This is a genomic window from Fontimonas thermophila, from assembly GCF_900113085.1.
GTDB classification, from domain to species: Bacteria; Pseudomonadota; Gammaproteobacteria; order Nevskiales; family Nevskiaceae; genus Solimonas; species Solimonas thermophila.
The window spans coordinates 1-23,264 of the sequence record NZ_FOOC01000007.1; the positions used below are offsets into that span (position 1 = coordinate 1).

The 23,264-nt window shown below is 63.7% G+C and carries 17 protein-coding genes and 1 tRNA gene; 14 read left to right on the forward strand and 4 right to left on the reverse strand.

Going from position 1 to position 23,264, the window contains the following annotated elements; translation table 11 throughout:
* The 11 genes from tuf to BMZ48_RS08110 all read left to right on the forward strand — a co-directional run bounded on the left by tuf (nucleotide 1) and on the right by BMZ48_RS08110 (nucleotide 13,943).
* Complete coding sequence (gene tuf / locus BMZ48_RS08060; RefSeq protein WP_091533659.1) at nucleotides 1-1,194, forward strand: elongation factor Tu; 1,194 nt, start codon at nucleotides 1-3, stop codon at nucleotides 1,192-1,194.
* Between the two features lie 91 nt (nucleotides 1,195-1,285).
* Nucleotides 1,286-1,361, forward strand: a tRNA-Trp gene (locus tag BMZ48_RS08065).
* Between the two features lie 39 nt (nucleotides 1,362-1,400).
* Nucleotides 1,401-1,790, forward strand: coding sequence for a preprotein translocase subunit SecE (gene secE / locus BMZ48_RS08070; protein WP_091533661.1), 390 nt, complete (start codon nucleotides 1,401-1,403; stop codon nucleotides 1,788-1,790).
* Nucleotides 1,791-1,794: 4 nt separating this feature from the next.
* Nucleotides 1,795-2,328: a transcription termination/antitermination protein NusG gene (nusG, locus tag BMZ48_RS08075; RefSeq protein WP_091533664.1), complete on the forward strand. Its 534-nt coding sequence runs from the start codon at nucleotides 1,795-1,797 to the stop codon at nucleotides 2,326-2,328.
* Between the two features lie 81 nt (nucleotides 2,329-2,409).
* Entirely contained in the window at nucleotides 2,410-2,841 is a 432-nt protein-coding gene (rplK, locus tag BMZ48_RS08080; RefSeq protein ID WP_091533666.1) for a 50S ribosomal protein L11, read from the forward strand.
* 3 nt (nucleotides 2,842-2,844) lie between these two features.
* Nucleotides 2,845-3,552, forward strand: coding sequence for a 50S ribosomal protein L1 (rplA, locus tag BMZ48_RS08085; RefSeq protein ID WP_091533668.1), 708 nt, complete (start codon nucleotides 2,845-2,847; stop codon nucleotides 3,550-3,552).
* Nucleotides 3,553-3,771: 219 nt separating this feature from the next.
* The gene (rplJ, locus tag BMZ48_RS08090; RefSeq protein ID WP_091533670.1) at nucleotides 3,772-4,299 is read left to right on the forward strand and encodes a 50S ribosomal protein L10; all 528 of its coding nucleotides are present in this window, start codon (nucleotides 3,772-3,774) and stop codon (nucleotides 4,297-4,299) included.
* 66 nt (nucleotides 4,300-4,365) lie between these two features.
* The gene (rplL, locus tag BMZ48_RS08095; protein ID WP_091533672.1) at nucleotides 4,366-4,752 is read left to right on the forward strand and encodes a 50S ribosomal protein L7/L12; all 387 of its coding nucleotides are present in this window, start codon (nucleotides 4,366-4,368) and stop codon (nucleotides 4,750-4,752) included.
* Nucleotides 4,753-4,918: 166 nt separating this feature from the next.
* A complete protein-coding gene (gene rpoB / locus BMZ48_RS08100; RefSeq protein WP_091533674.1) occupies nucleotides 4,919-9,067 on the forward strand; it encodes a DNA-directed RNA polymerase subunit beta in 4,149 nt (1,382 codons plus the stop codon).
* A gap of 33 nt (nucleotides 9,068-9,100) precedes the next feature.
* Entirely contained in the window at nucleotides 9,101-13,378 is a 4,278-nt protein-coding gene (gene rpoC, locus BMZ48_RS08105; protein WP_091533676.1) for a DNA-directed RNA polymerase subunit beta', read from the forward strand.
* Nucleotides 13,379-13,604: 226 nt separating this feature from the next.
* A complete protein-coding gene (locus tag BMZ48_RS08110) occupies nucleotides 13,605-13,943 on the forward strand; it encodes a P-II family nitrogen regulator (RefSeq protein WP_091533678.1) in 339 nt (112 codons plus the stop codon).
* Nucleotides 13,944-13,996: 53 nt separating this feature from the next.
* Here the strand turns inward: BMZ48_RS08110 and BMZ48_RS13360 are convergent, their stop codons facing one another.
* Entirely contained in the window at nucleotides 13,997-14,335 is a 339-nt protein-coding gene (locus BMZ48_RS13360; protein WP_366450390.1) for a CDGSH iron-sulfur domain-containing protein, read from the reverse strand.
* A gap of 2 nt (nucleotides 14,336-14,337) precedes the next feature.
* Between BMZ48_RS13360 and BMZ48_RS08120 the strand changes: the two genes are divergently transcribed.
* A complete protein-coding gene (locus tag BMZ48_RS08120) occupies nucleotides 14,338-14,757 on the forward strand; it encodes a DUF4124 domain-containing protein (RefSeq protein ID WP_159431129.1) in 420 nt (139 codons plus the stop codon).
* 11 nt (nucleotides 14,758-14,768) lie between these two features.
* Here the strand turns inward: BMZ48_RS08120 and speE are convergent, their stop codons facing one another.
* On the reverse strand, nucleotides 14,769-15,620 hold the full coding sequence (gene speE, locus BMZ48_RS08125) for a polyamine aminopropyltransferase (RefSeq protein ID WP_091533683.1): 852 nt from the start codon (nucleotides 15,618-15,620) through the stop codon (nucleotides 14,769-14,771).
* A gap of 98 nt (nucleotides 15,621-15,718) precedes the next feature.
* Between speE and speA the strand changes: the two genes are divergently transcribed.
* Nucleotides 15,719-17,614, forward strand: coding sequence for a biosynthetic arginine decarboxylase (speA, locus tag BMZ48_RS08130; protein ID WP_091533686.1), 1,896 nt, complete (start codon nucleotides 15,719-15,721; stop codon nucleotides 17,612-17,614).
* Nucleotides 17,611-18,765 carry an alpha/beta fold hydrolase gene (locus BMZ48_RS08135; protein ID WP_091533688.1) on the forward strand — a complete coding sequence of 385 codons (1,155 nt, stop codon included), beginning with the start codon at nucleotides 17,611-17,613 and terminating at the stop codon, nucleotides 18,763-18,765. The genes speA and BMZ48_RS08135 overlap by 4 nt, the downstream gene beginning before the upstream one ends.
* A gap of 15 nt (nucleotides 18,766-18,780) precedes the next feature.
* On the opposite strand, the gene BMZ48_RS08140 is transcribed toward BMZ48_RS08135, so the two are convergent.
* Nucleotides 18,781-19,965, reverse strand: coding sequence for an acetyl-CoA C-acyltransferase family protein (locus BMZ48_RS08140; RefSeq protein ID WP_091533691.1), 1,185 nt, complete (start codon nucleotides 19,963-19,965; stop codon nucleotides 18,781-18,783).
* Nucleotides 19,966-19,991: 26 nt separating this feature from the next.
* Nucleotides 19,992-23,258 carry a fused isobutyryl-CoA mutase/GTPase IcmF gene (icmF, locus tag BMZ48_RS08145; RefSeq protein WP_091533693.1) on the reverse strand — a complete coding sequence of 1,089 codons (3,267 nt, stop codon included), beginning with the start codon at nucleotides 23,256-23,258 and terminating at the stop codon, nucleotides 19,992-19,994.
* Nucleotides 23,259-23,264 lie beyond the last annotated feature (6 nt).

Below are 23,264 nucleotides of genomic sequence, written 5' to 3' on the forward strand. Positions count from 1 at the left end.
ATGGCAAAGGAAAAGTTTGAACGCAAGAAGCCGCACGTGAACGTGGGGACGATTGGGCACGTGGACCATGGGAAGACGACGACGACGGCGGCGCTGACGAAGGTGTCTGCGGACAAGTACGGTGGGACGTACGTGCCGTACGACCAGGTGGCGAAGGCGTCGGAGGCGCAGGGTCGTCGTGATGCGACGAAGATTCTGACGATTGCGACGTCGCACGTGGAATATGAGACGGCGAACCGTCACTATGCGCACGTGGACTGTCCTGGGCACGCGGACTTTGTGAAGAACATGATCACGGGCGCGGCGCAGATGGACGGTGCGATTTTGGTGGTATCGGCGGTGGACGGTCCGATGCCGCAGACGCGCGAGCACGTGCTGCTGGCCAAGCAGGTGAACGTGCCGAAGATCGTGGTGTGGCTGAACAAGTGCGACCTGGTGGAGGACGCGGAGCTGCTCGACCTGGTCGAGATGGAAGTGCGGGATTTGCTGAACAAGTACGGATTTGACGGTGACAACACGCCGGTGATCCGGGGTTCTGCGACCAAGGCGATTGCGGGCGAGCCGGAGTGGGTGGCGAAGATCGAGGAGCTGTACGACGCGATTGACACGTGGATTCCGGAGCCTGTGCGGGAGATTGACAAGCCGTTCTTGCTGCCGATCGAGGACGTGTTTTCGATTTCGGGTCGCGGCACGGTGGTCACGGGGCGTGTTGAGCGCGGTGTGATCAAGGTGGGCGACGAAGTGGAGATTGTGGGCATTCGTCCGACGCAGAAGACGACGGTGACGGGTGTTGAGATGTTCCGCAAGCTGCTGGACCAGGGGCAGGCGGGCGACAACGTGGGTCTTTTGCTGCGTGGTACGAAGAAGGAAGAGGTGGAGCGCGGGCAGGTGGTGTGCAAGCCTGGCTCGATCAACCCGCACTCGAAGTTTGAGGGCGAGGTGTACGTGCTGACGAAGGAGGAGGGTGGTCGGCACACGCCGTTTTTCAAGGGGTATCGTCCGCAGTTTTACTTCCGCACGACGGACGTGACGGGGACGGTGGAGTTCAAGCAGGAGATGGTGATGCCGGGCGACAACGTGCAGATGACGGTGGAGCTGATCAGCCCGATCGCGATGGAGGAAGGCGTGCGCTTTGCGATCCGCGAGGGCGGCCGCACCGTCGGCGCCGGCGTCGTCACCAAGATCCTGGCTTAAGCGGGTTTCTCCGACGGTCGAAGCTTTTTGACTTGCGGGCGCGGATTCCCTAAAATCCGCGCCCCTTTTTTGGCTTTCCGCAGTGCGCGCTAGGGCGGTAGCTCAACTGGTAGAGCGGCGGTCTCCAAAACCGCAGGTTGGGGGTTCGAAACCCTCCCGCCCTGCCACCCGTGCGGCGTCAGCACCGGCGGTGCCGGAACGACTTCATGGACGTTCAAACCTCTGAACAAAAACCCGCCTCTTCGCGCCGGGATACGGTTCTGCTGGCCGTGGCCGCCGGCGCGCTGCTCGGTGGTATGTTCGCTTTTTACTATTTCGAGGCCCGGTTCAACGCGTTGGTGCGCACGCTGATGCTGCTCGGTGGCCTGGCCGCCGGGCTGGTGCTGGCTTACCAGACGGCCGCCGGCAAGACGCTGTGGGGTTATGTCGTCGGCTCGCGCATCGAGCTGCGCAAGATCGTCTGGCCGACCCGCCAGGAGAGCGTGCAGGCCACGCTGATGATCGCGGTCGTCGTGCTGATCATGGCCCTGCTGTTGTGGGGCTTGGATTCGGTGCTCCTGTGGGGCGTTGAAACACTCACTGGCCGGGGGAGCTGAGACCATGGCGATGCGGTGGTACGTCGTGCATGCCTATTCTCAGTACGAGAACAGCGTGATGAAGGCGCTCAAGGAGCGCATCAAGCGGGCCGGGTTGCAGCACAAGTTCGGCGAGATCTTGGTGCCCACCGAAGAAGTCGTCGAGATCAAGGACGGCGTCAAGCGCACCACGGAGCGCAAGTTCTTCCCCGGCTATGTGCTCGTGCAGATGGAGATGGACGAGGACACCTGGCATCTCGTCAAGTCCACGCCCAAGGTGATGGGCTTCATCGGTGGCACGCCCGACAAGCCGGCGCCGATTTCCGAGAAGGAGGCCGAGCGCATCCTCAACCGCGTCACCGAGTCGGTGGAGAAGCCGCGGCCCAAGACCTTGTTCGAACCCGGCGAGGCGGTGCGCGTCAAGGAAGGTCCGTTCGCCGATTTCAGCGGTGTCGTCGAAGAGGTCAATTACGACAAAAACCGCCTGCGCGTCGCGGTTCTGATTTTCGGGCGTTCGACGCCCGTGGAGCTGGAGTTCTCACAAGTCGAGAAGGCTTGAGTCTCGGTCGGCAAGGATCGAGGCACATCACCGGGGAGCTCGCCTGAAAGTCGAGCGTTCGCACCCACTTTGGAGTAGTCCATGGCAAAGAAGGTCACGTCGTACATCAAGCTGCAGATTCCTGCAGGCAAGGCCAATCCGGCGCCGCCGGTCGGCCCTGCGCTCGGCCAGGCCGGCGTCAACATCATGGCGTTCTGCAAGGAGTTCAATGCGGCAACCCAGAAGCTGGAACCGGGCATGCCGATTCCGGTCGTGATCACGGTCTATTCGGACCGCTCGTTCACGTTCATCACCAAGACGCCGCCGGCGACCGTGCTGATCAAGAAGGCGGTCGGCATCGAGTCCGGCTCGCCGACGCCGCACACCAAGAAGGTCGGCAAGATCACGCGCAAGCAGATCGAGGAAATCGCCAAGCTGAAGATGGCGGACCTCAATGCCGGCAGCCTGGAGGCGGCCTGCCGCCTGATCGCCGGTTCTGCCCGCAGCATGGGCGTCGAAGTGGTGGAGAAGTAAGCCATGGCGAACAGTGTCAAGAAACTCACCAAGCGGCAGCGCGCCATCGCCGGCAAGATCCAGCCGGGCAAGAGCTACGATCTCGACCAGGCCATCGAGCTGGTCAAGCAGTGCGCGACGGCCAAGTTCCGGGAATCGGTGGACGTTGCGATCAACCTCGGCGTCGATGCCAAGAAATCCGACCAGAACGTGCGCGGTTCGACGATCCTGCCGCATGGCTCGGGCAAGAGCGTGCGCGTCGCCGTGTTCGCGCAGGGCGCCAAGGCCGAGGAGGCGAGGGCGGCCGGTGCCGATGCGGTCGGCATGGAAGATCTCGCCGCGGCGATGAAGGCGGGCGATCTCAACTACCAGGTGGTGATCGCCGAGCCCGCGGCGATGCGCGTCGTCGGTAGCCTTGGCCAGTTGCTCGGTCCGCGCGGCCTGATGCCCAACCCCAAGACGGGGACGATCACCCCCAACGTCGGCGAGGCCGTCAAGAACGCCAAGGCGGGTATGGCCAAGTTCCGCACCGACAAGGCCGGCATCGTGCACTGCTCGATCGGCGCGGCGGATTTCACGCCGCAGCAGATCAAGGAAAACCTGATCGCCGTCGTTCGCGACGTGCGCAAGGCCAAGCCGGCGTCGTCGAAGGGTGTCTATATCAAGAAGCTGACCCTGTCGACGACGATGGGGCCCGGCGTGCGCGTCGACGTCGCGAGCCTGCCGGAGTGATGGTGATGGCGGGACGGCCTGGCCGCTCCCGCCGGATGTGATTCGAAGTGTGGTGGCGCAAGCCAACCCCACGTCGAAGACCGTATGTGGGAAGGGCGTGGTTGGCCCGGACATTAAAGGCCGCAAGGCCGCATACGCAGACGGTGGCAACACCGTAAAGGCGGGTTCGTCGCCGCAGGGTGGCGGGCCCATTTATGGAAGAAGCGACTAGGAGTTCTGATGGCGCTCAAGCTGGAAGACAAGAAAGCCCTGGTTGCGGAAGTCAACGAAGTCGCCAAGCGCGCGCTCTCGGCCGTCGTGACCGAGTACCGCGGTCTGCCGGCCGGCAAGTTCGACCAGCTGCGTGCAAAAGCCCGCCAGAGCGGCGTTTATCTGCACGTGGTGAAGAACACGCTGGCCCGGCGTGCCGTGGAGGGCACGGCATTTGAGTGCCTCAAGCCCGCGCTGGTGGGGCCGATCGTGCTTGGATTCTCGCTCGAGGATCCGGGTGCGGTCGGTCGCCTGATCAAGGACTTCGTCAAGGAAAACGAAGTGATGGTCGTCAAGGCCGTCGCGGTCGGCGGCACCCTCTATGGGGCCAAGGATCTCGACCGTCTGGCCACATTGCCGACGAAGGAGCAGGCGCTTGCCATGCTCATGGGCACGATGAAGGCGCCCATCGGCAAGTTCGTTCGTACCTTGGCCGAACCCACCGCCAAGTTCGTCCGCACGGTCAAGGCCGTGGCGGATCAAAAGGGCGCGGCGTAGGCCTTTCGCATCGGGATTCCTGTTTTGGATTGCAGGCTACCCACACTTTATCGGAGTAAATGAAACATGGCTGCTACGAAGGAAGAAATTCTTGACGCGATTGCGAACATGTCCGTGATGGATGTGGTCGAGCTGGTCAAGATGATGGAAGAAAAGTTCGGCGTCACCGCCGCTGCCCCGGTTGCGGTTGCCGCTGCCGGCCCGGCGGCCGCAGCTGCCGCGGCACCGGCCGAGGAGAAGACCGAGTTCACGGTCGTCCTCGCCAGCATCGATGCGGCGAAGAAGGTGGGCGTCATCAAGGTCGTGCGCGAGCTGACCGGTCTGGGTCTGAAGGAAGCCAAGGACCTGGTCGAGGGCGCGCCGCAGACGGTCAAGGAGGGTGTCGACAAGAAGACCGCCGAAGACATGAAGAAGAAGCTGGAAGAAGCCGGCGGCAAGGTCGAGCTGAAGTAAGTTGCCGACGCTACGCGGTCTTGCAGGCTGACACTGGCCGGGGGCTTTGGGCCCCTGGCCAGGTTTCGTTTTTCGCGATGGGTGACTGGTGATTGGTGATTCCAGCGGCGCAAAGTCCACGAATCTCCAATCACGAATCACGCTGTTACACGGTCCGGAGTGACTCATGGCCTACTCGTTCACCGAGAAAAAGCGCATCCGCAAGGACTTCAGCAAGCTGAAGGAGACGCTGGAAATTCCCTACCTGCTGGCGACCCAGATCGAGTCTTACCGGCAGTTTCTACAGGCGGACGTCCAGCCGTCGAAGCGGCGCGACACGGGGCTGCAGGCCTCGTTCAAGTCGGTGTTCCCCATGGAGGCGTACAACGGCTCCGCGCGGCTTGAGTTCGTCAAATATCGTTTCGACGAACCGCCCTTTGATGAGAAGGAATGCCGTGTGCGCGGCATGACCTACGCGGCGCCGCTGAAGGTGACCGTGCGGCTGGTGATTTTCGATCGCGAGTCGAAGGAAAAGCGGGTCAAGGATGTGCGCGAGCAGGAGGTCTATCTCGGCGAAATGCCGCTGATGACCGAGCACGGCACGTTCATCATCAACGGCACCGAGCGCGTCGTCGTCTCCCAGTTGCATCGCTCGCCGGGCGTGTTCTTCGACCACGACAAGGGCAAGACGCACAGCTCGGGCAAGCTGCTCTACTCGGCGCGCATCATTCCCTATCGCGGCTCCTGGCTGGACTTCGAGTTCGATCCCAAGGACAACCTGTTCGCGCGCATCGACCGTCGCCGCAAGCTGCCGGTGACGATCCTGCTGCGTGCCCTGGGCTACACCAACGAGCAAATGCTCGCGCTGTTCCATGAGCAGAATGTGTTCCGCCTCGAGGACGAAGGCGCAAGCCTGGAACTGATCCCGGAGCGGCTCAAGGGCGAGAAGGCGCAGTTCGACATCACCGACGGCAAGAAGGTGCTGGTCGAGCAGGGCAAGCTGATCACCGCGCGGCACATCAAGCTGATCGCCGATGCTGGCTTGAAGCGCCTGCACGTGCCGGACAGCTACCTCGAAGGCAAGATCATTGCCCGCGATCTGGTCAGCAAGGATGGCGAAGTCATCGTCACCGCCAACACCGAGATGACCGCGAATCTGCTCGCGAAGCTGCGCGAGTGCGGCATCAAGGAGATCCCGACGCTGTACGTCAACGACGTCGACAAGGGTCCGTACATCTCGACGACGCTGAACATCGATCCGACGAAGACCCGCCTCGAGGCGCTCGTCGAGATCTACCGCATGATGCGTCCGGGCGAGCCGCCGACCAAGGATGCGGCCGAGGCGCTGTTCCACGGCCTGTTTTTCTCGCCGGAGAAGTATGACCTGTCCGCGGTCGGGCGCATGAAGTTCAACCGCCGTCTGCGCCGCGATACCGTCGAAGGTCCGGGTGTGGTGTACGACGGCGAGCTGTTCTCGCGGCTCACCGACGATTTCTCCAAGGATTTGTTCGCCAAATACGGCAAGGAATATTCGGACATCGTCGACGTGATCCGCGAGATCATCGCGATCCGTAACGGCGAACAGCAGACCGACGATATCGACCACCTCGGCAATCGCCGCATCCGCGCGGTCGGTGAGATGACCGAGAACGTCTTCCGCACCGGACTGGTGCGCGTCGAGCGCGCCGTGCGCGAGCGGCTCGCGCTGGCCGAGGCCGAGAACCTGACGCCGCAGGATCTGATCAACGCCAAGCCGGTGTCCGCGGCGATCAAGGAATTCTTCGGGTCCTCGCAGCTGTCGCAGTTCATGGACCAGAACAACCCGCTGTCCGAGGTCACGCACAAACGGCGTGTGTCCGCACTCGGACCCGGTGGGCTCACGCGCGAGCGCGCAGGTTTCGAGGTCCGCGACGTGCATCCGACGCATTACGGCCGCGTCTGCCCGATCGAAACGCCGGAAGGTCCGAACATCGGCCTGATCAACTCGCTGGCCTGCTATGCGCGCACCAACGAGTATGGATTCCTCGAAACTCCGTACCGCAAGGTCGTCGATGGCAGGGTGACCGACGAAGTCGAGTATCTGTCGGCGATCGAGGAAGGCCGCTACGTGATCGCGCAGGCGAACTCCGAGCTGGACGCCAAGGGGCGGTTCAAGCAGGAGCTGGTCTCGGTGCGCTTCCAGAACGAGTTCACGATGATGACGCCCGACAAGGTCCAGTACATGGACGTCTCGCCGCGCCAGATCGTGTCGGTCGCTGCCGCACTGATCCCGTTCCTCGAGCACGACGACGCCAACCGCGCGCTGATGGGATCGAACATGCAGCGCCAGGCGGTGCCAACGCTGCGCAGCGAAAAACCTCTCGTGGGCACCGGCATCGAACGCCGTGTCGCGGTGGACTCGGGCAATGCCATCCAGGCCAAGCGCGGCGGGGTCGTCGAAAAAGTCGACGCCGCGCGCATTGTCGTGCGCGTCAATGACGACGAAACCGTCCCCGGCGAGGCCGGCGTGGACATCTACAACCTCGTCAAATACGTCCGTTCCAACCAGAACACCTGTATCAACCAAAGGCCGATCGTCAAGCCAGGCGACAAGATCGCGCGCGGCGACGTCATCGCCGACGGTCCGTCCACGGATCTCGGCGAGCTGGCGCTGGGCCAGAACGTGCTGGTCGCGTTCATGCCGTGGAACGGCTACAACTTCGAAGACTCGATCCTGATCTCCGAGCGCGTGGTCGAGGAGGATCGTTTCACGACGATCCATATCGAGGAGCTGACCTGCGTCGCGCGCGAAACCAAGCTCGGGCCGGAGGAAATCACCGCAGACATCCCGAACGTCAACGAAGCCGCGCTGCGCAAGCTCGACGAATCGGGCATCGTTTACATCGGCGCCGAGGTCAAGGCCGGCGACCTGCTGGTCGGCAAGGTGACGCCCAAGGGCGAGACCCAGCTCACGCCTGAGGAAAAGCTGCTGCGCGCGATCTTCGGCGAGAAGGCCTCCGACGTGAAGGACACTTCGCTGCGCGTGCCAGCCGGCATGGATGGCACGGTCATCGACGTGCGCGTGTTTACACGCGAGGGCGTGAAGAAGGACAAGCGCGCACTCGCGATCGAGGAAGCCGAGCTCGCGGCGGTACGCAAGGACCTCGCCGATCAGCAGCGCATCTTCGAAGACGACATCTACGATCGTCTGCGCAAGCTCTTGCTCGGCAAGATCGCCGATGGCGGTCCGAACAAGCTCAAGAAGGGCAGCAAGATCGATGCGGCGTATCTGGAGTCGATCGAGCGTGAAAAGTGGTTCGAGATCCGGCTGGCTGACGATGCCGCGCAGAGCCAGCTCGAGGCGGCGAACAAGCAGCTCAAAGACATGCGGACGGAGTTCGACAAGCGCTTCGAGGACAAAAAGCGCAAGATCCAGTCCGGCGACGAGCTGTCTCCCGGCGTGCTCAAGATGGTCAAGGTGTACCTGGCGGTCAAACGGCGGATCCAGCCGGGCGACAAGATGGCCGGCCGCCATGGCAACAAGGGCGTGATTTCGCAGATCGTCCCGGTCGAGGACATGCCGCACCTCGAGGATGGCACACCGGTCGATATCGTGCTCAATCCGCTGGGTGTGCCGTCGCGCATGAACATCGGCCAGCTGCTCGAAGTCCATCTGGGCTGGGCGGCCAAGGGCATCGGCCGCAAGATCGACGAGATGCTGCGCCAGCAGCGCGCCGTTGCCGAGCTGCGCAAATTCCTCGACAAGGTCTACAACAAGACCGGCAAGGGGGTGGCCAGCGTCGCGCTCGATGAACTGACCGACGAGGAAATCGTCAATCTGGCCAAGAACCTGACCGATGGCTTGCCGGTGGCCACGCCGGTGTTCGACGGGGCCACCGAAGATGAGATCAAGGAACTGCTCGAGCTTGCCGGACTGCCGCGCAGTGGTCAGGCGCAGCTGATCGACGGCCGCACCGGAGAGCCGTTCGCGCGCCCGGTCACCGTTGGCTACATGTACATGCTCAAGCTCAACCATCTCGTCGACGACAAGATGCACGCGCGCTCGACTGGTCCGTACTCGCTGGTCACCCAGCAGCCGCTCGGCGGTAAGGCGCAGTTCGGCGGCCAGCGCTTCGGCGAAATGGAAGTCTGGGCGCTCGAAGCCTACGGTGCTGCGTACACACTGCAGGAGATGCTCACCGTGAAGTCGGACGACACCAACGGCCGCACGCGGATGTACAAGGCCATCGTCGATGGCGATCACCGCATGGTCGCGGGCATGCCGGAGTCGTTCAACGTGCTGGTCAAGGAAATCCGCTCGATCGGCCTGAACATCGAGCTGGAACAGAACCAGTAAACCGACATCGGCTCAGGAATATCGGGAGTCATCATGAAAGATTTGTTCAACCTGATCCGTAACCCGGAAGAGGCCGAAGACTTCGATGCGATCCGCATCGGCCTTGCCTCTCCGGAAACGATCCGTTCCTGGTCCTACGGCGAGGTCAAGAAGCCGGAGACGATCAATTACCGCACGTTCAAGCCGGAGCGTGACGGCCTGTTCTGCGCCAAGATCTTCGGGCCGATCAAGGACTACGAGTGCCTGTGCGGCAAATACAAGCGTCTCAAGCATCGCGGCGTGGTGTGCGAGAAGTGCGGCGTCGAGGTGACCGTCGCCAAGGTGCGCCGCGAGCGCATGGGGCACATCGACTTGGCCTCGCCGGTTGCGCACATCTGGTTTCTGAAGTCGCTGCCGTCCCGTATCGGTCTTTTGCTCGATATGCCGCTGCGCGCGATCGAGCGGGTGCTGTATTTCGAAGCGCACATCGTCGTCGATCCGGGCCTGACGCCGCTCGAGCGCGGTCAGCTACTGACCGAAGAGGATTACCTCAATGCGGTTGAGCAGTATGGGGATGACTTCGACGCCCGCATGGGCGCCGAGGCGATCCACGATCTGCTCAAGAGCATCGATCTGCAGACCGAGGCCGTGAAGCTGCGTGAGGAGCTCAACAGCACCAACTCGGAAACCAAGATCAAGAAGCTCGCCAAGCGTCTCAAGCTGATCGAATACTTCATCCAGTCCGGCAACCGCCCGGAGTGGATGATTCTGACCGTGCTGCCAGTGCTGCCGCCCGATCTGCGTCCGCTGGTGCCGCTCGATGGTGGCCGCTTCGCGACCTCGGATCTGAACGATCTCTACCGACGCGTCATCAACCGCAACAACCGCCTCAAGCGTCTGCTCGAGCTGACTGCACCCGACATCATCGTCCGCAACGAAAAGCGCATGCTGCAGGAAGCGGTGGATGCGCTGATCGACAACGGCCGCCGTGGCCGCGCGATCACCGGCACCAACAAGCGTCCGCTCAAGTCGCTCGCCGACATGATCAAGGGCAAGCAGGGCCGCTTCCGCCAGAACCTGCTCGGCAAGCGCGTGGACTACTCGGGCCGTTCGGTCATCGTGGTCGGCCCGACGCTGAAACTGCACCAGTGCGGTCTGCCGAAGAAGATGGCGCTCGAGCTGTTCAAGCCCTTCGTGTTCTCGCGCCTGCAGCGCCTGGGCATCGCCACCACGATCAAGGCGGCGAAGAAGATGGTCGAGCGCGAAGAGCCAGCCGTCTGGGATGCGCTCGAAGAGTGCATCAAGGAGCATCCGGTGCTGCTCAACCGCGCGCCGACGCTGCATCGTCTGGGGATCCAGGCCTTCGAACCGGTGCTGATCGAAGGCAAGGCGATCCAGCTCCACCCGCTGGTGTGCACGGCGTTCAATGCCGACTTCGACGGCGACCAGATGGCCGTCCACGTGCCGCTGTCGCTCGAGGCGCAGCTGGAAGCGCGTGTGCTGATGATGTCCACCAACAACATCCTGTCGCCGGCCTCGGGTGATCCGATCATCGTGCCGTCGCAGGACGTCGTGCTCGGTCTGTACTGGATGTCGCGCGAGCGCATCGCCGCGCAAGGCGAAGGCATGGTGTTTGCCGACGTTGCCGAGGTGCACCGCGCGTACGAGAACCGCGAGGTCGATCTGCAGGCCAGAATCAAGGTGCGTCTGAAGGACTACACCGAGGATGGCCAGCCAGTGGTCCGTCTCACCGAGACGACCGTCGGTCGCGCCCTGCTGTCGGAGATCCTGCCCGCCGGGGTGCCGTTCTCGGTCATCAACAAGACGCTGACCAAGAAGGAAATCTCCCGCGTCATCAATTACGTGTACCGGCGCTGCGGCACCAAGGAGACGGTGATCTTCGCGGACCAGATGATGTACACGGGTTTCCGCATGTCGACGAAGGCGGGTATTTCCTTCTGTCTGGACGACATCATGATCCCGCCGGAGAAGGCGAGCATCCTCGCCCAGGCCGAGGCCAAGGTGAAAGAGGTCGACGCCGAGTACAACCAGGGTTTGACCACGCAGGGCGAGCGCAAGAACCGCGTCATCGACATCTGGTCGCGTGCCAATGACGACATCTCCAAGGCGATGATGGCGCAGATCGGCACCGAGACGGTGAAGACCCGCGACGGCAAGGAAGTGAAGCAGCCGTCGTTCAACTCGGTGTTCATGATGGCCGACTCGGGCGCCCGTGGTTCGCAGGCGCAGATCCGCCAGCTCGCCGGCATGCGCGGGCTGATGGCCAAGCCGGACGGGTCGATCATCGAGACACCGATCACCGCGAACTTCCGCGAGGGCCTGAACGTCCTGCAGTACTTCATCTCGACGCACGGTGCGCGCAAGGGTCTGGCCGATACCGCGCTCAAAACCGCAAACTCGGGATACCTCACCCGCCGCCTGGTCGATGTCGCCCAGGACGTCGTCGTGACCGCCGAGGACTGCGGCACCGAGCAAGGTCTGTTGATGATGCCGATCGTCGAAGGCGGCGACGTGCTCGAGGCCCTGCGTGACCGCGTGCTCGGTCGTGTCGTGCTGCGCGATGCCCACAAGCCGGGCACCAGCGAGGTCGTGATTCCGGCCGGCACGATGATCGACGAGAAGTGGGCCGACATCCTCGAGAAGAATTCGATCGACGAGATCTGGGTCCGTTCGCCGATCACCTGCGAGCTGCCGTTCGGTGTCTGTGCCAAGTGCTATGGGCGCGACCTCGCGCGTGGCCATCTCGTCAACATCGGCGAGGCGGTCGGCGTCATCGCCGCGCAGTCGATCGGCGAACCGGGCACGCAGCTGACGATGCGCACCTTCCACGTCGGTGGCGCCGCCTCGCGTGCCGCCTCTGCCGATGGCGTGGATGCCCGCGCTGCGGGCACGGTGCGTGTGCACAACATCAAGACCGTCGTCAATTCCGAGGGCAATCTGGTCGCGGTTTCGCGTTCGGGTGAAATCGGCATCATCGATGCCAACGGCCGCGAGCGCGAGCGCTACAAGATTCCCTACGGCGCGACGATCCTGGTCAAGGATGGCGATGAGGTCAACGCCGGCCAGCGTCTGGCCAAGTGGGATCCGCACACGCACCCGATCGTCACCGAGCTCGGCGGTTTCGTGAAGATGCAGGACTTCGTCGAGGGCCTGACGGTCAACCGCGAGACCGACCCGCTCACCGGCGTCTCCACCCTGGTCATCACCGATCCGAAGACGCGTGGCGCATCGGCCAAGGATCTCAAGCCGACGATCATGCTGGTCGATGCCAAAGGCAAGCAGCTGACCTTTGCCGGTACCGACATCCCGGCGGCCTACACCTTGCCGCCCAAGGCCATCGTCACCGTCGAGGATGGTGACGAAGTCAAGGTCGGCGCAGTCATCGCCCGCATTCCGCAGGAGGCGTCGAAGTCGCGCGACATCACCGGTGGTCTGCCGCGCGTCGCCGATCTGTTCGAGGCGCGCAAACCCAAGGAACCGGCAGTGCTCGCCGAGACCACGGGTACGATCAAGTTCGGCGCCGGTACCAAGGGCAAGCAGCGGATCAAGATCGTCGAGGCCGATGGCAACGAGGTCGAGATCCTGGTGCCGAAGTGGGTCGAGATCCGTGTGTTCGAGGGTGAGTCCGTCGAAAAAGGCGAAATCATCTCGGACGGCGAGCCGAGCCCGCACGACATTCTCCGGCTGCAGGGCGTCGTCGCGCTGGCGAACTACCTGGTCAAGGAGATCCAGGATGTCTATCGCCTGCAGGGCGTGAAGATCAACGACAAGCACATCGAGGTGATCGTGCGGCAGATGCTGCGCAAGGTCGAGATCACCGATCCGGGCGACAGCAAGTTCCTGCAGGGCGAGCAGGTCGAGGTTTTCCAGGTGTTGGCCGAGAACAAGCGCCTAGTGGCCAAGGGCGAGCGCCCGGCCAAATTCGAACGCCTGCTGCTGGGCATCACCAAGGCGAGCCTGTCCACCGAGTCGTTCATTTCGGCGGCCTCGTTCCAAGAGACCACGCGTGTGCTCACCGAGGCTTCGGTGCGTGGCTCGCGCGACGAGCTCCGTGGCTTGAAAGAGAACGTCATCGTCGGCCGGCTCATTCCAGCGGGCACCGGGCTCGCCTATCACGAGCAGCGGCGCAAGGCGCGCGGTGGCAGCCTGCTCGCCGAGCTGCAGGCTTCTGCGCTCAATCGCAGCGGCGGTAGCTTTGAAGCCAGCGCCGGCGAACGTCTCGCCGCACGCGCCGCAGCGGTCGATGCCAGCGGTGACGATGATGCCGAAGGCGGCAGCGAGGATGCAGCGGAGGAGGGCGGCGAGGAATAACACGCCGCCTGCCCCGTCGGGCATCCATGATCGGGCCCTGGCTTCGCGCCAGGGCCTTTCGTCTGTCTTGGACTGACGCGGCGAGGGATGGAGCCGGCATGGACGGTGTGCGGCCGATCCCGGTACTGCACAAGCCGGCGATCGTTGCCGGCGCACTTGCCGATGTTTCGACTTTTCGCAAGCAGAGTCCTACACTCGCGCGCGAATCCGCAGGAGTTGCAGTGTCATGAAAATGCTCATCGCCATCATCAAGCCCTTCAAGCTCGATGCCGTGCGCGAAGCACTGGCCGACATCGGCGTGCAGGGCATGACGGTGACCGAGGTCCGCGGTTTCGGCCGCCAGAAAGGCCATACCGAGCTTTATCGTGGCGCCGAATACACGGTCGATCTGCTGCCGAAGATCAAGATCGAGGTCGCCCTTGCGCCGGAGATGGTGGACAAGGCGGTCGAGGCCATCCTCAAATCGGCCAAGACGGGCCAGATCGGGGACGGCAAGATCTTTATCTACGATCTCGAGCAGACCGTGCGGATCCGCACCGGCGAGTCGGGCGTCGGCGCCGTGTGAAGACCGTGGGCCGTGCCGGCGGCATATGCGCAGCTCGAGCTGATCGGCGGGGTTCAGGTCCGGAGGCGGTGGTGGCGGCCGTCGCAGTACGGCGCCTTCGCGGACAGGCCACAGCGGCATAGCCAGACCGTACGCACGCGTCCGGTGATGGTGAAGTCGCGTGCGGTGTGGCACTCGGCGGCTGGTCTGGCCTCGCAAAAGGGCGCGGTGCGGGAACGGCCGCAGCCGCACCAGCGGTACGCTCCGGCAGGCAGGTCGATGACCCAAGGGCCGGTTTGCCGGCAGCGCCGGTGATCACGGTGTTGATCCACGGGGTCTGTTCTGCAGCAAGGGGATTCTGGTCCGTCTGCGAATCGTACTAGACTGCCCGATGTTGACTGACACCGAGGCACCCATGACCCTGCCGATCCGGATCGCTTTTGCCGTTTGGATGAGTCTTGCCGCAGTCGTGGCCGAAGCCGGCCAGGTCTATAAATGGGTCGATCGGGATGGCCGCGTGCATTTCAGCGATACGCCGCGCCCGGGCTGGACGCGGGTCGATCTCCAATCCGCACCCGCTGCGCCGGCGCAAGATGCCGGCGGTGAAGCCAACCCGCGGACCGAGCCATCGGCCGGCAGCGCCCGCGATCGTCTGCGCGCCGAGGAGTGCCGCAACCGCCGCGAGCAATTGCAGGCGTACCGCAATGCGGCGACGATCATCGAACGCGACGCGCTCGGCAACGAAAAGCGCTACAGCGAGACCGAGCGTCTGCAACTGATCGAGCAGACGCAGAAACAGGTCGCGGAGCTGTGCGGCGAGCCGGTTTTGCAGTAAGAACGGCGCTTTTAGTCCGCGAGCGCCGCGCGGACGTACGTCGGCAGCGCGAACGCGGCGCGGTGTGTGTCGGCGTTGTAATAGCGCGTATCCAGCGCGGCGATGGCCTGCGCATCCAGGCGTGGCGTCAGCGCACCGGCTTTCTTGCACGCCAGGGATGCCGACCACCAACCGGATGGATAGATCGGCTGCGGAAAATGCAGCAGATGCGTCTGCGCAAAGCCTGCCTCGCGCATTGCGGTGTGCATGGCGCGGATCAATTCGAGATGCAGCAGCGGTGACTCGGACTGCTGGATCAGCATGCCGTCCGGTCTGAGCGCGCGCAGGCAGTCTGTGTAGAAGCGTTTGCCGAACAGTCCTTCGGCGGGGCCGACCGGATCGGTCGAGTCGATGATGACGAGATCGATCGAATCGGGCGCTGCGTTTTTCATCCACTGGATGCCGTCGCCGAAGAACAGGGTTGCGCGGGGGTCGTTGTTTTTTTCGCAGAGCTCGGGGAAATATTGTTCAGCCAGGCGCGTGACCCGTTCGTCGATCTCGACCTGGGTGGCGGATTTCACTTCCGGATGCTTGAGCACCTCGCGCAAGGTGCCGCAGTCGCCGCCGCCGATGATGACCACCGTTTCCGGATGCGGATGCGAGTTCAGCGCCGGGTGCGCCATCATCTCGTGGTAGAGGAAGTTGTCGCGCGTGGACACCATCGTGCAGCCATCGATGGTCATCAAATAGCCGAAGGTTTGCGTCTTCCAGATCGCGATTTTCTGGTACGGCGTCTGTTCCTCGTGGATTTTCTCGCCCATCAGGGAGAATGCGGTTCCGGTTGTTTCGATGGCTTCGGTGAACCAGCGCTGATCCAGGGTCATGATGCGGTCTCGGTCGGTGAACGGGCGGCTTGTCGCGGTCGCGGGGCACACCCCCGCACTCTAAAATGCGCGCCGAGTATAAGGGCAGAAGACCGCCGATGAATGACCGCAAGACCTGGACCGCTGCGCGGGCGCTCGACCAGTACAACGTGCCCTACTGGGGCGAGGGGTACTTCGACGTCGCCGAAGACGGGCATTTGCTGGTGCGGCCTTTCCGTGACCGCTCACCGGTGGCCATCGATCTTTACGCGCTGGCCCGGCGTTTGCCCGAGGAGGGTTTGCCGCTGCCCGTGCTCGTGCGTTTCGTCAACATCCTGCACGACCGTATCGATGCCCTGACCGGCGCATTCGCCAGCGTCATCGATGAACTCGGTTATACCGGACGTTACACAGCGGTCTATCCGATCAAGGTCAACCAGCAGGGCGATGTCATCGAGGAAATCGTCCGATATGGCGGCGCACGCGTCGGTCTGGAGGCCGGCAGCAAACCGGAGCTGGCCGCGGTGCTGGGTATGGCCTCTCCCGGCAGCGTCATCGTCTGCAACGGCTACAAGGATCGCACTTACATTCGCCGCGCGCTGATCGGCGAAAAACTCGGGCACAAGGTGTACATCGTCGTCGAGAAGCGGTCCGAGCTGCCGCTGGTGATCGAGGAATCGCGCAGGCTGGGCGTGGCTCCGCGCATCGGGCTGCGTGTGCGTCTGGCCTCGATCGGCGCGGGCAAGTGGCAGAACACCGGAGGCGAGAAATCCAAGTTTGGCCTGTCCAGCGCGCAGGTGCTCGCCGCCGTCGAAGAGCTGCGCGCCGCGGGCTGTCTCGATGCGGTGCAGATGGTGCACTTCCATCTCGGCTCGCAGGTTGCCAACGTGCAGGACATCGCCCGTGGCATGCGCGAGGCTGCGCGCTTTTATGTCGAACTGCGTGCCCTGGGCGCGCCGGTGACGGTCGTCGATGTCGGCGGCGGGCTCGGGGTCGATTACGAAGGCACGCGTTCCCGCTCGTACTGCTCGATGAACTACACGCAGCGCGAGTACGCGCGCAACATCGTGCGCACGCTGCAGGAGGTCTGCAGCGAGTCGGGTCAGCCGGAGCCGGACATCATCTCCGAGTCGGGCCGCGCGTTGACCGCGCACCACGCCGTGCTCATCACCTCGGTGATCGACCATGAGACGCTGCAGGTGCAGAGTGTGCCGCTGCCGGCAGCCGACGATCCGCCGATCCTGCACGATCTCGCTGAGTTGCTCGACGAGCTGGACACGCGCGGCCCGCTCGAGTGTCTGCACGATGCCGCCTCGCAGCTGCAGGAGGCCCAGGCCCAGTACACGCATGGCCTGCTGACGCTGCGCCAGCGTGCATACGCCGAGAGCACGTATTACGCGGTATGCCGCGCGATCGAACCGCGCCTGGACCCGAGCATCCGCGCCCATCGTGAGGCGCTCGAAGAGCTGCGCGAAAAGCTCGCCGAGAAGTATTTCTGCAATTTCTCGGTGTTCCAGTCGATTCCTGACGCCTGGGCGATCGATCAGGTGTTCCCGATCATGCCGATCCACCGCCTGAACGAGCGCCCCGACGTGCGCGCGACTTTGTGCGATCTCACCTGCGATTCGGACGGCCGCATCGATCATTACGTCGAGCGTGAGGGTCTCGAGCCAACCCTGCCAGTGCATCGCTTGCGCGAGGGCGAGCCGTATCTGATTGGCCTGTTCATGGTCGGCGCCTATCAGGAGATCCTCGGCGACATGCACAACCTGTTCGGCGATACCAATGCCGTCAACGTCGTGCTCGATGCCCATGGCGGGTGGACGCTGACCGGTGCGCAGCGCGGCGACCGTACCGACGAGCTGCTGCGGTACGTCCATCTGGAGCCGGAGCGTCTGGCACGCGCCTATCGCGACAAGCTCGATGCTGCGGGGCTTGACGCGCATGAGCGCGAGATGCTGCTCGCCGAGCTGGAAAGCGGATTGTCCGGCTATACCTACCTGGGCGGGCCATGATCGAGCGCATCGCCAGCTTTGCCGCACAGGCCGGCGATCGCGCGGTGCAATGGGTGTCGAATGCCGTCGAGCGGCGGCTGCGTGCCGAGAATTTCATCGCTGCCAACCAGACCCCGTATACCGAGATTCACCGCAACGGTCTGCTCAGCGTGCGCCGCTACACGCCGCTGCAGACCGATGCCATCCTGGTCGGCAAACGGACGCTTGCGGTTGCGCGCCACCGCCATCGAATTCCGGTCGTGCTGGTGCCGCCGCTGGCTGCCAACTCGCTGAACTTCGACTTGCTGCCCAACCGCAGCCTGGTCAAGTTCCTGCTCGCACACGGGTATGCGGTCTATCTGGTGGATTGGGGTGATCCCGACGAGGATCACTCGCATCTGGGTTTGAAGGACTATACGACGGTGATGCTGCCCGAGGCGCTCGCCGCCGTGCGCGCCGACGCAGGCGAACCGGCACTGACATTGCTGGGCTATTGCATGGGCGGGCTGTTCTGCCTGGTCTATGCCGGCTGGTCGCACGATCCGAAGATCCGCAACATCGTGACCATTGCCAGCCCGATCGATGCCCACCAGATCGGCATCGCCGGCAAGCTCGCGTCGATGATGAACGCGCCGCTGCGTGTGGCCGCACGCTATGTGCCGTTTTCGCTGCACGACGTCGATCCGAAATATCTGCGCGTTCCCGGCTGGGTATCGTCGGCGGTTTTCAAGCTGACCAATCCGTTGGGGACGGTGCAGAGCTACGTCGATCTGCTGATGAACCTCTGGGATCGGGAGTTCGTCACCGAGTACCAGACGATGGCCACCTGGTTCAACCGCATGCACGATTATCCCGGCGGCATCGTCCAGGATTTCGTCGTGCGTGTCGGACTCGCCAACGAGCTCGCCAAGGGAGAAGTCCGGCTCGGCAAGGACCGTTCGGCGCCGCGCGCACTGCTCGACCGCATCGAGTGCTCCCTGCTGGCGATCGCCGGGAGAACCGACCGCATCGTCACCATCGAGGCTGCAAAAAAGGTGCTCGACATCGTCGCCAGCGAGGACAAGGACTTCGTCGTCGCGCCTGGCGGTCATGCCGGAGTTTTCGCCGGGCGCGAGGCGCCGGATACGACCTGGGCATTCGCTCAAGACTGGCTGTCGTCACGGTCGGATTGAAGATGAGCGAGCGGCTCAGACCCGCTCGAAGATGGCAGCGATCCCCTGGCCGCCGCCGATGCACATCGTCACCAGCGCATAGCGGCCGTTGATGCGCTGCAACTCGTAGATCGCCTTGGTGGTGATGATGGCGCCAGTGGCGCCGACTGGATGACCGAGCGAGATGCCCGAGCCGTTCGGATTGACCTTGGCCGGATCGAGATCGAGTTCGCGCATCACCGCACAGGCCTGTGCCGCGAAGGCTTCGTTCGCTTCGATGACATCGAGTTGCCCGATCGTAAGGCCGGTGCGCTGGAGCACGAGGCGCGTCGCCGGCACCGGCCCGATGCCCATGTATGCCGGATCGACGCCGGCATGCGCATAGCCGACCAGGCGCGCCAGCGGCTTGAGGTTCAGGGCCTTGACCTTCGCCGCCGTCGCCAGCACGACGGCAGCCGCACCGTCGTTGAGCGTCGAGGCATTGCCGGCCGTGACCATGCCGTCTTTCTTGAACACGGGTTTGAGTTTGGCAAGCACTTCCGGCGTCGTATCTGCGCGGACGTTCTCGTCGGTGTCGAAGTGGATGACGGCTTTGCGTGTCTTCACCTCGACCGGAACGATCTGGGATTTGAAGCGCCCTTCGGCAATCGCTCGTGCGGCGCGTTGCTGGCTGGTTGCCGCCAGTTCGTCCTGCATCTGCCGGGTGATGCCGTAGCGTTCGGCTACGTTTTCCGCGGTCACGCCCATGTGGATGCCGTGGAACGGGTCGTGCAGCATCGTGTTCATGTAGTCGATGAGCGCGCCGTCTCCCAGGCGCGTGCCCCAACGCGCCGTCGGGACGATGTAGGGGCCCCGGCTCATCGATTCCGCGCCGGCGCCGATCGCGATCCCGGCGTCGCCGAGCAGCAACGACTGTGCGGCCGAGACGATCGCCTGCAGACCAGAACCGCACAGGCGGTTGACGTTGAATGCCGGCGTTTCCTTGGGAATGCCGGCGTTGATCGCCGCGATGCGCGACAAGTAGGCATCGTGCGGCTCGGTGGGCACGACGTTGCCGATGACCACGTGGCCGACTTCCTGCGGCGGAACACCGGCGCGCTCGAGCGCGGCTTTGACGGTGGTAGTCGCCAGATCCTTCATCGGCACGTCCTTGAGCGTGCCGCCGAAGCTGCCGATGGCGGTGCGCGCGGCACCGACGATGAAGATCTCAGGCAAAGACATGGGATTTTTCGTCCAGGGTGGGATGGTTACATGTTGCGGCGGTAGCGGCCGCCGACTTCGAACAAGGTCTGGGTGAGCTGGCCGAGCGAGCAGACGCGCACCGCGTCCATCAGCACTTCGAAGGTGTTGCCGCCGTCGATGACGGTGCGGCGCAGCCGTTCGAGCATCGCCGGTGCTTCTTGGGCATGACGTGCTTTGAATTCGGCGAGCCGTTTGAGTTGCGACTGCTTTTCTTCTTCCGTCGAGCGCGCAAGCTCGAGATGCTCGGGGATCGGGTCGCCATGCGGATTGCGGAAGGTGTTGACACCGATGATCGGCAGCGAGCCGTCGTGTTTCTTCTGCTCGTAATAAAGCGATTCTTCCTGGATCTTGCCGCGCTGGTAGCCCGTCTCCATCGCGCCGAGCACGCCGCCGCGGGCGGCGATGGCCTCGAATTCCTTGAGCACGGCCTCTTCGACCAGGTCGGTGAGTTCCTCGATGATGAAGCTGCCCTGGTTGGGGTTTTCGTTCTTGGCCAGGCCCCATTCGCGGTTGATGATGAGCTGGATGGCCATGGCGCGGCGAACGGATTCTTCGGTGGGCGTCGTGATCGCCTCGTCGTAAGCGTTGGTGTGCAGGGAGTTGCAGTTGTCGTAGATCGCGATCAGCGCCTGCAGCGTGGTGCGGATGTCGTTGAACGCCATCTCCTGCGCGTGCAACGAGCGCCCCGAGGTCTGCACGTGGTACTTGAGCTTTTGGCTGCGCTCGTTGGCGCCGTACTTGTGTTTCATCGCCACCGCCCAGATCCGGCGCGCGACACGGCCGATCACCGAATACTCCGGGTCCATGCCGTTGGAAAAGAAAAACGACAGATTCGGCGCGAAGTCATCGACGTGCATGCCGCGCGCGAGGTAGCTCTCGACGTAGGTGAAGCCGTTGGCCAGCGTGAAGGCGAGCTGGGTGATCGGGTTGGCGCCGGCTTCGGCGATGTGATAGCCCGAGATCGACACCGAGTAAAAATTGCGCACCTGGTGGTGCACGAAGTATTCCTGGATGTCACCCATCATCTTCAGCGCGAACTCGGTCGAGAAGATGCAGGTGTTCTGGCCCTGGTCTTCTTTCAGGATGTCGGCCTGCACGGTGCCGCGCACCACCGACAGCGTCCAGGCCTTGATCTTCTGGTATTCGTCCTCGGTGGGATCGCGGCCGTTTTCGGCGCGGAACTTGTCGACCTGCTGATCGATGGCCGTGTTCATGAACATGGCCAGGATCATCGGTGCCGGACCGTTGATGGTCATGGACACGGAAGTCGTCGGCGCGCAGAGGTCGAAGCCGTCGTAGAGCGCCTTCATATCGTCCAGCGTGCAGATCGACACGCCGGAATTGCCGATCTTGCCGTAAATGTCCGGACGCAGATCCGGATCCCAGCCGTAGAGCGTGACCGAATCGAAGGCGGTGGACAGCCGCGCTGCGGGCATGCCCTCGGAGAGCTTCTTGAAGCGGCGGTTGGTGCGGAAGGCATCGCCTTCCCCGGCGAACATGCGCGTCGGGTCCTCGCCCTCGCGCTTGAAGGCGAACACGCCGGCAGTGAACGGGAACGACCCCGGCACGTTTTCCTTCATCAGGAAGCGCAGGATTTCGCCGTCGTCCTCGAATGGTGGCAGCGCGACCTTGCGGATCCGGGTGCCGGAGAGCGAGGTATGGGTCAGCTTCGTGCGGATCTCCTTGTCGCGGATTTTCACCACGTATTCGTCCCGCGCGTAGAGTTCGCGCAGCGTCGGCCACTGTTCGAGGAGCTTGCGCGCAGCCGGCAGCAGCTCGCCGTCCTTGGCCGAGATCATCTGGTCGAAGCCGGTGACGGGCTGGCCGGCAGCCTCGAACAAGGCCTTGGCGATCTTGAGCGACTGCCGCTCGCGCGCCACGCGCACCTGTTGCTGCACGGTTTTGTGATAGCCGCGCACGGTGTCGGCGATCTCGGCGAGGTAGCGCGCACGCTCGGGGGGTACGATCGCGCGGGTTTGCGAGGGATGCTTCACCGATACCTTGGGCAGCCGACCTTCGGTCACCGGCAGGCCCTTTTCCTTCAGGCGCGGCAGCAGCGCCTGGTAGAGCGCGGTCACGCCGTCATCGTTGAAGCGCGAGGCCATCGTGCCGTACACCGGCATCGCATCCAACGGCTGCGCGAACAGTTCGCGGTTGCGCTGGTATTGCTTGCGCACGTCGCGCAGCGCGTCGGCAGCCCCGCGCCGGTCGAATTTGTTGATCGCGACGAAATCGGCAAAGTCGAGCATGTCGATTTTTTCGAGCTGGCTCGCGGCGCCGAACTCGGGCGTCATCACGTAGAGCGAGACATCGACGAATGGCACGATCGCCGCATCCCCCTGGCCGATGCCGGAAGTCTCGACGATGACCAGATCGAAGCCGGCGAGCTTGCACGCCGCGATGACTTCGGGCAGCGCCGCGGAAATCTCGGTACCGGTGTCGCGCGTGGCCAGCGAGCGCATGTAGATCTGCTCGGAGTCGATCGCATTCATGCGGATGCGGTCGCCGAGCAACGCGCCGCCGGTGCGCTTGCGCGAGGGATCGATCGAGATGATCGCGATCTTGAGCCGGTCGGCCTGATCCAGGCGCAGGCGCAGCACCAGCTCGTCGGTCAGCGAGGATTTGCCGGCGCCGCCGGTGCCGGTGACGCCCAGCACCGGCACCGCGCGCTGCGATGCGGCGTCAAGGATGGCCTGCCGGGTGGCATCGTCGTAGGCCTGGTTCTCGAGGGCGGTGATCACGCGCGCGAGCAGGCGGCGGTCGCCGGATTGCAGCGCGCCGAGCGCATCGGCCGCCTTGGGTGCGAGCGCGGTCAGGTCGTAGTCGCTGCTCTGGATGACGTCGTCGATCATTCCCTGCAATCCGAGCCGCGCGCCGTCCTCCGGCGAGTAGATCCGCGTGACGCCGTAAGCCATCAGCTCGCGGATCTCTGCGGGCACGATCACGCCGCCGCCGCCACCGAAGACCTTGATGTTCTCGCCGCCGTGACGGCGCAGCAGGTCGACGATGTATTTGAAGAACTCGATGTGCCCGCCCTGATAAGAGGTGATCGCGACGCCCTGTACGTCTTCCTCGAGCGCGGCCTTGACGATCTCGCCGGCCGAGCGGTTGTGACCGAGATGGATGACCTCGGCGCCGCTGGCCTGCAGGATGCGGCGCATGATGTTGATCGACGCATCGTGACCGTCGAACAGCGCGGTGGCGGTGACAAAGCGCAGCTTGTGCTTGGCCTTGTAGCGTTTGAGCGTGGCGGCGACAGACGGATCGGTCATGGCGGT